The sequence below is a fragment of the Streptomyces sp. NPDC004266 genome, assembly GCF_042874095.1.
GTDB lineage: Bacteria > Actinomycetota > Actinomycetes > Streptomycetales > Streptomycetaceae > Streptomyces.
The window spans coordinates 25685-39470 of sequence record NZ_JBIAMM010000005.1; the positions used below are offsets into that span (position 1 = coordinate 25685).

The following is a 13786-nucleotide window of genomic DNA, read 5'->3' on the forward strand; positions in this document are numbered from 1 at the left end:
GAAAGGCTAGACAGGGGAAACTCCTTCATTAGACTGGGTGAGCCGCGTTCGAACGTGGTCTGTCCCGGTGCGCCGTAGCGCATCCGGGTATGTATCGCAGTGCCCCAGTTATCCCCCTGATTCAAGGACCGTGATCGACGATGAAGGTCGGCATCCCCCGCGAGGTCAAGAACAACGAGTTCCGCGTGGCCATCACCCCTGCCGGTGTCCACGAGCTCGTCCGCCACGGCCACCAGGTCTTCATCGAGCAGAACGCCGGTGTCGGCTCCTCGATCACGGACGAGGAGTACGTCGCCGCCGGCGCCGAGATCCTCGCCACCGCCGACGAGGTCTGGGCCACCGCCGACCTGCTCCTCAAGGTCAAGGAGCCGATCGCGGAGGAGTACCACCGCCTCCGCAAGGACCAGACGCTCTTCACCTACCTGCACCTCGCCGCCTCCCGGGAGTGCACGGACGCGCTCCTGGAGTCCGGCACCACCGCCATCGCGTACGAGACGGTCGAGACCGCGAACCGCGCGCTCCCGCTGCTCGCCCCGATGTCCGAGGTCGCGGGCCGCCTGGCCCCGCAGGTCGGCGCCTACCACCTGATGCGCTCGGCCGGCGGCCGCGGCGTCCTCCCCGGCGGCGTCCCCGGCACCCACGCCGGCGAGTGCGTCGTCATCGGCGGCGGCGTCTCCGGCTGGAACGCCGTGCAGATCGCCATCGGCCTGGGCTTCCACGTGACCCTGCTCGACAAGGACATCAACAAGCTCCGCGAGGCCGACAAGATCTTCGGCACGAAGGTCAAGACGATCGTCTCCAACGCCTTCGAGCTGGAGAAGGCCGTCATCGAGGCCGACCTCGTCGTCGGTGCCGTCCTCATCCCGGGCGCCAAGGCCCCGAAGCTGGTCACCAACGAGCTCGTCGCCAAGATGAAGCCCGGAAGTGTCCTTGTCGACATTGCGATCGACCAGGGCGGCTGCTTCGAGGACTCCCACCCGACCACCCACGCCGAGCCGACCTTCCAGGTCCACAACTCGGTCTTCTACTGCGTGGCCAACATGCCGGGCGCCGTCCCGAACACCTCCACCTACGCCCTCACCAACGCCACGCTGCCCTACATCGTGTCGCTGGCGAACAACGGCTGGGTCGAGGCGCTGCGCCGTGACCCCGCCCTCGCCCTGGGCCTCAACACCCATGACGGCAAGGTGGTTTACAAGGAGGTCGCCGAGGCGCACGGCCTCGAGCACGTCGAGCTCTCCGGCCTCCTGGCCTGACCTCCGAAGGCCCGCTGACGCCGTCCCCGTCAACGCGTGCCGTCAATATCACGCACCCGGCCGGACCTTGTTCGACAAGGTCCGGCCGGTCGTGTCTCCGGGGCCGCCGAAACGTTCGGGCAACTCGCCTCGAACGTAACTGTTTAACCGTTTCGCACACCCCTGAAACGTGCGGATGCATGCCTGCGCACCCTTGACAGAGACGTGTTCGGTTGCCGACACATCGGGCCGGGTCCGGCGGATTGTGTTGCTGCGGACCGGTGACACGCCATAGAGTCGCCAACCGTCGGCATGGTGCCACGCTGACCTATCGATAAATGTTCCTGGTCACATCCAAGGAGGTAAGACGACTTGTGAATGAGTCGACATTTACTCCCGGGAGCGGTGCGCCAGGTGCCCCGATCGGCTCCGTCGCGGTGCGGACCTTCGCGACGCACCAGCCCATGACGAGTGCCCACACGATGAAGACGATGGACGGCCTACACGTGAACGCCACGGCCGGCAACGAGATGGGCCGAGAGTCCACCCACTTCGCCGCCTACGACGAGGTGCCCGAGGGGCACTTCTACGACCCCGACGCCGAGTACGAGCCCGATCCGGAGTACGCGGCCACCCTCGCACCCGACGCTGCCCGCCAGCGCCGCGAGCGGATCGGCCCCACCGGACGGCCCCTGCCGTACTTCCCGATCCCGGGTCCCCTGACCGACCACGGACCCGCGAAGATCATCGCGATGTGCAACCAGAAGGGCGGCGTCGGCAAGACCACGTCGACCATCAACCTGGGCGCCGCGCTCGCCGAGTACGGACGACGGGTGCTGCTCGTCGACTTCGACCCGCAGGGAGCCCTGTCGGTCGGCCTCGGCGTGAACCCGATGGAGCTCGACCTCACCGTCTACAACCTGCTCATGGAGCGGGGCATGTCGGCGGACGAGGTGCTCCTCAAGACCGCCGTGCCCAACATGGACCTGCTGCCGAGCAACATCGACCTCTCGGCCGCCGAAGTCCAGTTGGTCAGCGAGGTCGCGCGCGAGTCCACGCTCCAGCGCGCCCTGAAGCCGCTGATGAACGACTACGACTACATCGTGATCGACTGTCAGCCCTCGCTCGGCCTGCTGACCGTGAACGCCCTGACGGCGGCTCACAAGGTCATCGTGCCGCTGGAGTGCGAGTTCTTCGCGCTGCGCGGAGTCGCGCTGCTCACCGAGACCATCGAGAAGGTCCAGGAGCGGCTCAACCCCGAGCTGGAGCTCGACGGCATCCTCGCCACGATGTACGACTCCCGGACCGTGCACAGCCGCGAGGTCCTCGCGCGCGTCGTCGAGGCCTTCGACGACCACGTGTACCACACGGTCATCGGGCGGACCGTGCGCTTCCCGGAGACCACGGTCGCCGGCGAGCCCATCACCACGTACGCCTCCAACTCCGTGGGCGCCGCCGCCTACCGTCAGCTCGCCAGGGAGGTGCTCGCCCGGTGTCACGCCGAGTGAGTCTGCCCGGAGCCGACGAACTCTTCCGTACGACCGGGGGGACGGCGCTCCAGGCGTCCGCACCCCGCCGGGCCGTCCCGGCACCGGCCGCCGAGAGCGACACGGCGGCGGCCGAGGGACCCGCGGAGCACGCCCCGGCGGGCTCCGAGGCCGCGGAACCGCGGGCCCGGACCGCCGAGCCCGAGGGACCGGCCCCCAAGGCCGCGCCCGGCGCCCAGGTGCCCGCCCCCGCGGCGGCCCGGCGGCGCGGCGGCCGCACCACGAACCGGCGGCCCAGCGGCCGCGAGCGCCACGACGAGAAGATCACGGTCTACGTCTCCGCCGAGGAGCTGATGGACCTGGAGCACGCCCGGCTCGTGCTGCGCGGTGAGCACGGCCTCGCCGTCGACCGGGGCCGGATCGTCCGGGAGGCCGTCGCGGTCGTCCTGGCGGACCTGGAGTCCCGCGGCGACGCGAGCATCCTCGTCCGCCGCCTGCGCGGCCGCTGACGGTAGCCTGCGGGCTGCCGTCCTCCTCGTTCCCCCTGGACCTCCATGCACCACGCCCCTGACGAAACGTCCCGCCCGCCGGGCCGCCGCCCCCTGGGCCGCGGCCCGGGCGGGACACGGGGGACGGCGTCCGCACCCGCCCCTCCGACCGATGCCCCGGAGGCTCCAGGGGCACCCGAGGTCCGAGAGGTGCCTGAGGCCCCGGGGGTGTCTGGGACCCGGGAGGCCCCGGAGGTCCTAGAGGCCCCCGCGGCCCCGGAGGCGCCCGGGACCCGGGGGACCCGGGAGGCGCCCGAGACCCGGGAGGCTCTGGAAGCCCCCGAGACCCCGGAGGCCCCGGAAGCGCCCGCCTCCCCGGAGGCGTCCGGCGGTGGGGCGGCCGAGGGCGGGGACGGGCGGTTCACCGTGCGGCTCTCGAACTTCGAGGGGCCCTTCGACCTGCTCCTCCAGCTGATCACCAAGCACAAGCTCGACGTCACCGAGGTCGCCCTCTCCCGGGTCACCGACGAGTTCATGGCGCACCTGCGGGCCCTCGGGCCCGACGGCGACCTCGACCAGACCACCGAGTTCCTCGTCGTCGCCGCCACCCTCCTCGACCTGAAGGCCGCCCGGCTGCTCCCCGCCGCCGAGGTGGAGGACGAGGCCGACCTCGCCCTCCTGGAGGCCCGCGACCTGCTCTTCGCCCGGCTCCTCCAGTACCGCGCGTACAAGCGGATCGCCGAGATCTTCGAGGAGCGCTGGGAGGCCGAGGGCCACCGCCACCCCCGTACCGTCGGACTCGAACCGCACCACGCCGAGCTGCTCCCCGAGGTCGTCATCTCCATCGGCGCCGAGGGCTTCGCCAGGCTCGCCGCCAAGGCCATGCAGCCCAAGCCCGAGCCCCAGGTGTACGTCGACCACATCCACGCCCCGCTCGTCAGCGTCCGGGACCAGGCCGCGGTGGTCGTCGCCCTGCTCCGCGAGCGCGGCTCGGCCGTCTTCCGGGAGCTGATCGAGGACGCTGGCGACACCCTCACCGTCGTCGCCCGCTTCCTCGCCCTCCTGGAGCTCTACCGGGAGAAGGCCGTCGCCCTCGACCAGGAGACCGCCCTCGGGGACCTCACGGTCTCCTGGACCGGCGGGGAGACCGACCCGTCCGCGGCCGTGACCGACGAATTCGACCAGGAGGCCACCGCGTGAGCGACCTCAAGCCCGCCCTCGAAGCCGTCCTCATGGTCGTCGACGAGCCCGCCACCGAGGAACACCTCGCCAAGGTCCTGGAGCGCGCCCCGCGCGAGGTGGCCGACGCCCTGCACGAGCTGGCCGAGGAGTACACCGCCCAGGGCCGCGGCTTCGAGCTGCGGAGGGTCGCCGGGGGGTGGCGCTACTACACCCGCGCCGCCTTCGCCCCGGCCGTCGAGGCCTTCGTCCTGGAGGGGCGGCAGGCGCGGCTCACCCAGGCGGCCCTGGAGACCCTCGCGGTCGTCGCCTACCGCCAGCCGGTCAGCCGTTCCCGGGTCTCCGCGGTCCGCGGAGTCAACTGCGACGGCGTGATGCGGACCCTCCTCCAGCGGGGTCTGGTGGAGGAGGCGGGCGCGGAACCCGAAACAGGTGCGATCCTGTACAGGACGACGAACTACTTCCTGGAGCGGATGGGCCTGCGAGGCCTGGACGAACTCCCCGAACTCGCCCCCTTCCTCCCCGAGGCCGAGGCGGTCGAGCCGGACTCCCTGGAAGGCGTCCCGTCGTTCGACCCGGACGCAGACGTAGACGACAAGACGGAACTTTGATGCGAAGCAGCAGCGGCAGGAACAGCAGCGGAAACAACGGCGGGAGCCGTGGTGGCAACAGCGGCGGCCGCGGCGGCAGCGGCGGCGGCCGCGGCAACAGCGGCGGTGGCGGCGGGCGCGGGAACTACCGCGGCGCCGGCAACGGCCGCGACGACCGGCAGGGCCAGGGCGGCGGGCGTCCCGGCCAGGGCGGCGGACGCCCCGGCCAGGGCGGCGGGCGTCCGGGGCAGGGCGGCGGCGGACGTCCCGGCCAGGGCGGCGGGCGGCCGACCGGCTCCAGCCCGCGCAAGGCCCGTCCGGAGGAGCGCACCTACGACGAGCGGTACAGCCCCTCCTCGGACGGCCCCAAGCGCGGCCGCGGCGAGGCCGCACGCGGTGGCGCCAAGGGCGGCCCCCGGCAGTCCCCGCAGCGCGGCGGCGGCCGTACGGCGCCCGCCCGCTCGCGCGAGTACGACGCCCGCACGGAGGAGCGCAACCGGGAGCGGTACGCCGGCAAGCCCGAGATCAAGACCCCCAAGACCTTCCCCGGCGCCGAGCAGGAGGGCGAGCGGCTGCAGAAGGTCCTCGCCCGCGCCGGCATGGGCTCGCGACGCGCCTGCGAGGAGCTCATCGAGCAGGCCCGCGTCGAGGTCAACGGCGAGATCGTCCTCGAGCAGGGCATGCGCGTCGACCCGGAGAAGGACGAGATCAAGGTGGACGGCCTGACCGTCGCCACCCAGTCGTACCTCTTCTTCGCGCTGAACAAGCCGTCCGGCGTCGTCTCCACCATGGAGGACCCCGACGGTCGCCAGTGCCTCGGCGACTACGTCACCAACCGCGAGACCCGGCTGTTCCACGTCGGCCGGCTCGACACGGAGACCGAGGGCATCATCCTGCTCACCAACCACGGCGAGCTGGCCCACCGCCTCACGCACCCGAAGTACGGCGTGAAGAAGACCTACCTGGCCGCCATCACCGGCCCGCTGCCCCGCGAGGTCGGCCGCCGCCTGAAGGACGGCATCCAGCTGGAGGACGGCTACGCCCGCGCCGACCACTTCCGCGTGGTCGAGCAGACCGGCAAGAACTACCTGGTCGAGGTCACCCTGCACGAGGGCCGCAAGCACATCGTGCGCCGGATGCTCGCCGAGGCGGGCTTCCCGGTCGAGAAGCTGGTCCGCACCGCCTTCGGCCCGATCGCCCTGGGCGACCAGAAGTCGGGCTGGCTGCGCCGTCTGACCAACACCGAGGTCGGCATGCTGATGAAGGAAGTCGGCATGTAAGGCCCCCGCTCCACCGACGAAGCCCGTGACCGCCCGGCGGTCACGGGCTTCGTCGCGTCCGGGACGGGGCTTGTGGCGGCGGTACGCCGACCTTTATAGTCAGGATGACTCTTAAGGAGGCGGGCGTGAGCCTCGCAGACATACTCGAACCCTTGCAGCAGCCGCTCCTCACCGTCCTGGACACCCCGGTCAGCTGGACCGAGGTCCTGGGATTCGGCAGCGGAGCCCTCTGCGTCTGGCTCGTCGCCCGCCAGCACGTCGCCAACTGGCCCATCGGCATCGCCAACAACCTCTTCTTCGTGCTCCTCTTCACCCAGGCCGGGCTCTACGCCGACGCCGGCCTCCAGATCGTCTTCATCGCCCTCGCCGCGTACGGCTGGTGGACCTGGACCCACGGGGGTGGACCAGGCTCCGACGACCTCCCGGTGTGCCGCACCACGCGCACCGAGTGGACGTGGCTGCTCACGGCGGGGGCGGTGGGGACCCTCCTCCTCACCCTGCTCCTCGACCGCGTCACCGACTCGACCGTCCCCTTCTGGGACGCCCTCACCACCGCGCTCTCCCTGACGGCGACCTACGGCCAGTGCCGCAAGCGGCTGGAGTCCTGGTGGCTCTGGATCGCCGCCGACGTCGTCTACGTACCGCTCTACGCCTACAAGGGGCTCTACCTGACCTCCCTGCTGTACGTCGGCTTCATGACGCTCTGCGCCGTCGGCCTGCGCGGCTGGACCAGGGACCTCGCGGGCTCCCCCCGACCGGCGGGAGCGGCCGCGTGAAGCGCTACGGCCACGGCCTCGTCCTCGGCAAGTTCTATCCGCCGCACGCCGGCCACCACCACCTCGTCCGCACCGCCCGCGACCGGTGCGAGCGCCTCACCGTCCTCGTCTGCGCCTCCTCCGTGGAGAGCATCCCCCTGGAGGACCGGGTCGCCTGGATGCGCGAGATCCACCCCGACGTCCTCGTCGTCGGCGCCGTCGACGACATCCCCGTCGACCTGCGGGACCCCGACGTGTGGGCCGCCCACATGGCCGTCTTCCGGGCCGCCGTGCCCGAACGCGTCGACGCCGTCTTCACCTCGGAGCCGTACGGGGAGGAGCTCGGCCGCCGCTTCGGCGCCGCGTCCGTCCTCGTCGACCAGGAGCGCGCCCGCCACCCCGTCTCCGGCACCGCCGTCCGCGCGGACCCCGCCGGCTGCTGGGACTTCCTGGAAGCACCGGTGCGGGCCGCGCTCACCCGCCGGATCGTCGTCCTCGGCGCCGAGTCCACCGGCACCACCACCATGGCCCTCGCCCTCGCCGACCACTACCGGCGGCGCGGCGGCGTCTGGGCCCGCACGCGATACGTACCGGAGTACGGGCGCGAGTACAGCGAACTCAAACTCGCCGAACTCCGCGCCGAACGCCCCGGCGCCGACTGGTCCGAGGTCGCCTTCCGCTCCTCCGACTTCCCCGTCATCGCCCAGCGCCAGGCCGAACTGGAGGAGGAGGCCGCCCGGGACGGCTCACCCGTCCTCTTCTGCGACACCGACGCCTTCGCCACCACCATCTGGCACGAGCGCTACATGGGCACCACCAGCCGCGCCACCGGCGAGATCGCCGCCCTCGGCCGACAGCACCTCTGGCTGCTCACCGACCACCGGGGCGTCGACTTCGAGGACGACGGACTGCGCGACGGGGAACACCTGCGGCCCTGGATGACCGCCCGCTTCCTCACCCAGCTCGCCCACACCGGCCGCCGCACCGCCGTCCTCACCGGCCCCCACGAGGAGCGGCTCGCGACCGCCGTCGCCGCCGTCGACGCGCTGCTCGCCGAGGGCTGGCACCTCGCCGACCCCCTGCCGGAGCGCCGATGACCGACCACCGGGCCCCCGAGGGCTACGACCCGTACGCCTTCGTGCCGTTCGCCGTCACCGTCGACCTCGCCGTCCTCACCGTCCGCGAGGAACGCCTCCACGTCCTGCTCGTCGAGCGCGGCCAGGAGCCGTACGCCGGGGCCTGGGCCCTGCCCGGCGGATTCGTCCTGCCCCAGGAGTCCGCCGAGCGGGCCGCCCGCCGCGAACTCGCCGAGGAGACCGGGCTCTCCGAGGCCACCGTCGCCGGCCTCCACCTCGAACAGCTCCGCACCTACACCGAACCCGACCGCGACCCGAGGATGCGGGTCGTCTCCGTCGCCTTCACCGCGCTCGTCCCCGACCCCCCCGAACCGCGCGGCGGCGGCGACGCGGCCCAGGCCCGCTGGATCCCGTACGGGACGCACGGCCGGCTCGCCTTCGACCACGACCGGATCCTCGCCGACGCCCACGAACGGGTCGGCGCCAAGCTCGAGTACACCTGCCTCGCGACCGCCTTCTGCCCGCCCGAGTTCACCCTCGGCGAGCTGCGGCAGGTCTACGAGACGGTCTGGGGCGTCGAACTCGACCGCCCCAACTTCCGGCGCAAGGTCCTCACCACGCCCGGCTTCGTCCAGGCCGTGGAAGGACCGCCGCGCCTCACCGGCGGACGGGGGAAACCGGCCGCTCTCTACCGGGCGGGCGGGGCCACGGCCCTCCACCCGCCTCTCCTGCGACCGGAAGGACGCCCCGCATGAACCTCGCCCGCACCGCCACCAAGCAGGCCGCGACCGGCTCCCTGATCGGGCTGGCGCTCGGGGACGCGCTGGGCCGGCCCACGGAGTTCAGCGACGTGCCGTTGATCATCAGCTGGTACGGCCCGTGGCGGGAGATGGCGCTTCCCGAGAACGGCCGCGTCACCGACGACACCCAGATGACCCTCGCCTTCGCCCGCGGCATCCGCACCGCCATGGACCGGGGCGTGCTCGCCCCGGAGCGGCTCGTCCGGCCGCTGCGGGAGGAGTATGTCGACTGGTACCGCTCCCCGGAGAACAACCGGGCCCCCGGCAACACCTGCCTGGCCGCCTGTCGGCTGCTGATGACCGACGTGCCCTGGCAGGACGCCAGCCAGATCCACTCCAAGGGCTGCGGCGCCAACATGCGCGTCGCGCCCATCGGGCTCGTCCCCGGGATCGGCGAGGAGCAGCGGGCCGGCGCCGCGCAGCTCCAGTCGGGCCTGACCCACGGTCACCCCACCGCGCTCGCCGCCTCCGACCTCACCGCCCGCGCCGTGTACCTGCTCGCGCAGGGCGTGGACCCGACCGGGCTCGTCGGACAGCTGCGCTCGTACGCCTACGAGAACCGCTCCCGCTACCACGAGCACTGGCTCGGCGACCTGTGGACCCGCTCGCAGGACCCCAGCGCCCTCCACTTCATCGAGCGCGGCTGGGACGAGTGCCTCGCCGTCCTGGAGCGCCTCGACGCCGTCCAGCGCACGGCCGACCGGGAGCTCGACCCCTGCACGTACACCGGCGACGGCTGGATCGCCGAGGAGGCCCTCGCGACCGGGCTGCTCTGCTTCCTGCTCTTCCCCGACGAGCCCCTCACGGCGCTTCGCCGCGCCGCCTGCACCCGCGGCGACTCCGACTCGATCGCCGCCCTCGCGGGCGCCTTCGCCGGCGCCCACCTCGGCGCGGACGCCTGGCCGAAGGAGTGGGCGGAGCGCGTCGAGTACCGCAGCGACCTGCTGACCTTCGGCGCGCTCTGGGACGCGTGAGCCGTGACCCTCACCCTGGACCCGGACCGCGACCTCTCCGCCGTCGTCGCGGAACAGCCCGACCCCCTGCTCTTCGCGACCGTCTCCGGCGCGCACCTGTACGGCTTCCCGTCCCGCGACTCGGACGTGGACCTGCGCGGTGCGCACCTGCTGCCCGTGGACGCCCTCGTCGGCCTGCGCGAACCGGAGGAGACCCGCAGCCGGATGTGGGACCGGGACGGCGTCGAGATGGACCTCGTCACCCACGACCTGCGGAAGTTCGCGCGGCTGATGCTGCGCCGCAACGGCTACGTCCTGGAGCAGCTCACCTCCCCGCTCGTGGCGCACACGACGGAGACCCACGCCGAGCTCGTCTCGCTCGTGCCGGAGCTGCTCACCCGCCACCACGCCCACCACTACCGGGGCTTCGCCGGGACGCAGTGGCGGCTCTACGAGAGCAGCGGCGAGCTCAAGCCGCTGCTCTACACCTACCGGGCGCTGCTCACCGGCATCCATCTGATGCGCTCCGGCGAGGTGCAGGCCCATCTGCCGACCCTGGTGGGAGAGGTGGCCGAGGCCCCCGCGCGGCTGCCCGAGCTCATCGCGGCGAAGGCGGCGGCCGAGCACGGGCGGGCCGAGGTCGACCCCGAGGCCGTACGGGCCGAGACGGAGGCCCTGCACGGCGTCCTGGACGAGGCCCGGGCGGCCTCGGCGCTCCCGGAGTCGGTGGGCGTCCACGACGCGCTGCACGACCTCGTCGTACGGGCCCGGCTAGAGCACGCCCAGGGCTGAGGCGCGGCGGGCGCGGATCAGGAAGTCCTGGATCCGGGGCTCGTCCGGGGCGGCGGGGAGGGGGGTCGTGTCGTGGGCCCGGTCGGCCTCCTCCTGGAGGCGGTTCATCCAGGACTCGACCTCCGCCCAGGGCACCTCGCCGCGCTTGACCGCGAGGAGACGGTCGCGGTCCTCGCCGACGTCGATGCGGAGCTCGCCCGTGCGCAGCAGATCGCGGCAGCTGGTCAGCAGCCGCAGCAGGTGCATGGCGTGCTTCCAGCGCGGCAGGCCGTACTGGCGGACGTCCGCGTCGAGCTTGCGGCGCTGGCCGGCGGCGTACCGGACGAAGGTCTGGTGCGCCCGGCGGGACAGGAACGCCCCGCGCAGGTCGAGGAGCTCACGGCCCCAGTCGTCGACGTGCTCGACGACGGGGGAGTGGAGGCACTCCAGGACGTTCGGGTTGTTGCGCAGGGCGAGCTCGCAGAAGCGCTCCAGCTCCCAGCTGAACTGGTCCTCGCCGGGCCCCTCCACATGCGCCGGGGGCTTGTCGAAGTGCCAGAAGAGGGGCGTCGGGGCGAGGTACACGCCCCGCACGTCCGTGTCGCTGTCCTCGGTCGCCAGACCGAAGGCGCGCGAGCCCATCACGCAGGTGTAGATCGTGTGCTCGCGCACCAGCTCGTCCGGAGTCATGCCGGGCAGATTACGCCAGGGTGATCGTTTCCCCCGAGACAATAATCTGTTCGGCGGGCAGTGGCCGGGGAGCCGGCCCCGCCGCCACCGAGCCGTCGGCGACGCGGAACCTGGAACCGTGACAGGGACAGTCGATCGTGCCGTCCGCCACCTTGTTCACCGTGCACCCCTGATGCGTGCAGATCGCGGAGAACGCCTTGAACTCGCCCGTCGAGGGCTGGGTCACGACCACCTTCTCCTTCGGGAAGACGGTGCCGCCGCCGACCGGGATCTGGGAGGTCCTGGCCAGCGGGGCTCCGCCGCTCGGAGCGGCCGTGGCGGTCGGGGACGCCCCGGTGGCGGCCGGGGACGTCCCGGCGGAGGCCGGGGGCGCTTCGGTGGTGGTCGGCGCGTTCGTGCGCGTACCGCCGCCACCCCCGTCGTTCGAGCCGCAGCCCGTCGTCGTCAGGGCCGCTGTGGCCAACAGGACGGTACGGCGCGCGGTGGGGCGTGAGGTCATGCCGCCACCTTGGCCGCGCCCCCGCCCCCGGGACCCGCAACACGCCTGCGCCCGCCGCCCCGCTCCCTCGCACGGCCGTGCCGCCCGCCGCGCACCCCGGTGGCGGGGCACCCCGGTCCGGGTGACATTGGGCCTGTTCCGTACCGGACGACCGGACGACCGGACGAACGGCAGCGGTGCCGACCGCGGGGCTCCCACCGCGGCCGTCGCCCGCCCTCCGTCCGTCTCGCAGGGCGGGCCGCGCGGCGCGGCGACCCCGCCGCTGACTAGGCTGAACGGAGCACTGACGCAGGCGAAGGAGCACGACGTGGCGGTACGAGCGGTCCGAGGCGCCGTCCAGCTGGAGCGGGACGAAGCCGGACACATGCGCGAGCAGGTCGAGGAGCTGCTCACCGCCGTCCTGGAACGCAACGGCCTCACCACCGACGACCTCATCAGCATCTGGTTCACCGCCACGCCCGATCTGCACAGCGACTTCCCCGCCGCCGCGGCCCGGCACATCGGGATCCTGGACGTCCCCCTGATCTGCGCACAGGAACTCGACATCGAGGGTGCGATGCCGAGGGTCGTCCGGCTCCTCGCCCACGTCGAGACCGAACTGCCCAAGTCCCGGATCGCGCACGTCTACCTCGGTGCCGCGGCCGCCCTGCGCAAGGACATCGCCCAGTGAGAACAGCGCTCGTCATCGGTACCGGCCTGATCGGCACCTCCGCCGCCATCGCCCTCGCGGGCCGGGGCGTCACGGTCCACCTGCGCGACCACGACCCGGCACGCGCCAGCACGGCCGCCGCGCTCGGCGCGGGCACCGACGAGGAGCCCGAGGGCCGGGTGGACCTCGCCATCGTCGCCGTGCCCCCCGCCCACGTGGCCTCCACCCTCGCCGAGGCCATGACGGCCGGCCTGGCCCGCGGCTACCTCGACGTGGCGAGCGTCAAGGGCGGACCGAAGCGGGAGCTGGAGGCGATGGGCCTCGACCTCACGGCGTACATCGGCACCCACCCCATGTCCGGCAAGGAGCGCTCGGGCCCGCTCGCCGCCACCGCCGACCTCTTCGAAGGCCGGCCCTGGGTCCTCACCCCGACCCGGGACACCGACACCGAGGTCCTCAACCTCGCCCTGGAGCTCGTCGCCCTCTGCCGGGCCGTCCCCGTCGTCATGGACGCCGACGCCCACGACCGGGCCGTCGCCCTCGTCTCCCACACCCCGCAGCTGGTGTCCTCCATGGTCGCCGCGCGCCTGGAGGAGGCCGACGAGTCCGCCGTACGCCTCTGCGGACAGGGCATCCGCGACGTCACCCGCATCGCCGCCTCCGACCCGCGCATGTGGGTCGAGATCCTCTCCGCCAACCCCGGCCCCGTCGCCGACGTCCTCTCCGGCGTCGCCGCCGACCTCGACGAGACCGTCCGCGCCCTGCGGTCCCTGCAGTCCGCCGACGAGGACAAGCGGCGGGACGGCGCCTCCGGCGTCGAGGACGTCCTGCGCCGCGGCAACGCCGGGCGGGCCCGCGTCCCCGGCAAGCACGGTGCCGCCCCGACCGTCTACGAGACCGTCGCCGTCCTCATCAGCGACCAGCCGGGCGAGCTCGCCCGCATCTTCGCCGACGCGGGGCGCGCGGGCGTCAACATCGAGGACGTCCGCATCGAGCACGCGACGGGGCAGCAGGCGGGTCTGGTGCAGCTGATGGTCGAGCCCTCGGCGGCGGCGGTGCTGGGGGCGGCGCTCCAGGAACGCGGCTGGGCCCTGCGCACGAGCTGAGCCGCCCGCCCCGGGCCACACCTGCCGGGCCGGCGCCCACGCCCGCGCCCCCCGTCGCGGGCTGCGCCCGGCGGGACGGTGCCCACCCCGCGCCCCCCGTTGTGGGCAGTCGCTCCGCCGGGACGGTGCCCACCCCCGCGCCCCCGTTGTGGGCATGCGTTCCGCTGGGGCGAGGGGGGTCCCCCCTGCTCGAGCGAAGCCGAGAGCTTGGGGGAGGGTGGGCACAAC

Annotated in this window: 15 protein-coding genes; 13 read left to right on the forward strand and 2 right to left on the reverse strand. The window is 72.9% G+C overall.

Going from position 1 to position 13786, the window contains the following annotated elements; genetic code table 11:
- Positions 1-140 precede the first annotated feature (140 nt).
- The 11 genes from ald (at position 141) to ACFYUZ_RS13815 (ending at position 10635) form a co-directional block, all read left to right on the forward strand.
- Complete coding sequence (ald, locus tag ACFYUZ_RS13765) at positions 141-1256, forward strand: alanine dehydrogenase (protein WP_389308607.1); 1116 nt, start codon at positions 141-143, stop codon at positions 1254-1256.
- A 461-nt stretch (positions 1257-1717) separates the two neighbouring features.
- On the forward strand, positions 1718-2743 hold the full coding sequence (locus ACFYUZ_RS13770; RefSeq protein ID WP_030212665.1) for a ParA family protein: 1026 nt from the start codon (positions 1718-1720) through the stop codon (positions 2741-2743).
- Positions 2740-3231, forward strand: a complete 492-nt coding sequence (locus tag ACFYUZ_RS13775) for a hypothetical protein (RefSeq protein WP_389308609.1) — start codon at positions 2740-2742, stop codon at positions 3229-3231. The genes ACFYUZ_RS13770 and ACFYUZ_RS13775 overlap by 4 nt, the downstream gene beginning before the upstream one ends.
- Before the next feature lie 45 nt (positions 3232-3276).
- Positions 3277-4410: a segregation/condensation protein A gene (locus ACFYUZ_RS13780; RefSeq protein WP_389308610.1), complete on the forward strand. Its 1134-nt coding sequence runs from the start codon at positions 3277-3279 to the stop codon at positions 4408-4410.
- Positions 4411-4442: 32 nt separating this feature from the next.
- Positions 4443-5000, forward strand: a complete 558-nt coding sequence (gene scpB / locus ACFYUZ_RS13785; protein WP_389309312.1) for an SMC-Scp complex subunit ScpB — start codon at positions 4443-4445, stop codon at positions 4998-5000.
- A complete protein-coding gene (locus ACFYUZ_RS13790) occupies positions 5000-6259 on the forward strand; it encodes a pseudouridine synthase (protein ID WP_389308612.1) in 1260 nt (419 codons plus the stop codon). The genes scpB and ACFYUZ_RS13790 overlap by 1 nt, the downstream gene beginning before the upstream one ends.
- A 125-nt stretch (positions 6260-6384) precedes the next feature.
- Positions 6385-7035: a nicotinamide riboside transporter PnuC gene (gene pnuC / locus ACFYUZ_RS13795; RefSeq protein WP_389308614.1), complete on the forward strand. Its 651-nt coding sequence runs from the start codon at positions 6385-6387 to the stop codon at positions 7033-7035.
- On the forward strand, positions 7032-8111 hold the full coding sequence (locus ACFYUZ_RS13800; protein ID WP_389308616.1) for an AAA family ATPase: 1080 nt from the start codon (positions 7032-7034) through the stop codon (positions 8109-8111). Before pnuC ends, ACFYUZ_RS13800 begins: the two co-directional genes overlap by 4 nt.
- Entirely contained in the window at positions 8108-8845 is a 738-nt protein-coding gene (locus ACFYUZ_RS13805; protein ID WP_389308618.1) for an NUDIX domain-containing protein, read from the forward strand. The genes ACFYUZ_RS13800 and ACFYUZ_RS13805 overlap by 4 nt, the downstream gene beginning before the upstream one ends.
- Complete coding sequence (locus ACFYUZ_RS13810; protein WP_389308620.1) at positions 8842-9864, forward strand: ADP-ribosylglycohydrolase family protein; 1023 nt, start codon at positions 8842-8844, stop codon at positions 9862-9864. Before ACFYUZ_RS13805 ends, ACFYUZ_RS13810 begins: the two co-directional genes overlap by 4 nt.
- Before the next feature lie 3 nt (positions 9865-9867).
- On the forward strand, positions 9868-10635 hold the full coding sequence (locus ACFYUZ_RS13815; RefSeq protein WP_389308622.1) for a DNA polymerase beta superfamily protein: 768 nt from the start codon (positions 9868-9870) through the stop codon (positions 10633-10635).
- Here the strand turns inward: ACFYUZ_RS13815 and ACFYUZ_RS13820 are convergent.
- Positions 10615-11304 carry a DNA polymerase beta superfamily protein gene (locus ACFYUZ_RS13820; protein ID WP_389308624.1) on the reverse strand — a complete coding sequence of 230 codons (690 nt, stop codon included), beginning with the start codon at positions 11302-11304 and terminating at the stop codon, positions 10615-10617. The genes ACFYUZ_RS13815 and ACFYUZ_RS13820 overlap by 21 nt on opposite strands.
- A gap of 10 nt (positions 11305-11314) precedes the next feature.
- Positions 11315-11803, reverse strand: a complete 489-nt coding sequence (locus ACFYUZ_RS13825; protein WP_389308625.1) for a Rieske (2Fe-2S) protein — start codon at positions 11801-11803, stop codon at positions 11315-11317.
- A 307-nt stretch (positions 11804-12110) separates the two neighbouring features.
- On the opposite strand from ACFYUZ_RS13825, the gene aroH reads away from it, so the two are divergent.
- Both aroH and ACFYUZ_RS13835 read left to right on the forward strand, forming a co-directional pair.
- Positions 12111-12473: a chorismate mutase gene (aroH, locus tag ACFYUZ_RS13830; RefSeq protein WP_389308627.1), complete on the forward strand. Its 363-nt coding sequence runs from the start codon at positions 12111-12113 to the stop codon at positions 12471-12473.
- Positions 12470-13558 carry a prephenate dehydrogenase gene (locus tag ACFYUZ_RS13835; RefSeq protein WP_389308629.1) on the forward strand — a complete coding sequence of 363 codons (1089 nt, stop codon included), beginning with the start codon at positions 12470-12472 and terminating at the stop codon, positions 13556-13558. The genes aroH and ACFYUZ_RS13835 overlap by 4 nt, the downstream gene beginning before the upstream one ends.
- Positions 13559-13786: the final 228 nt, after the last annotated feature.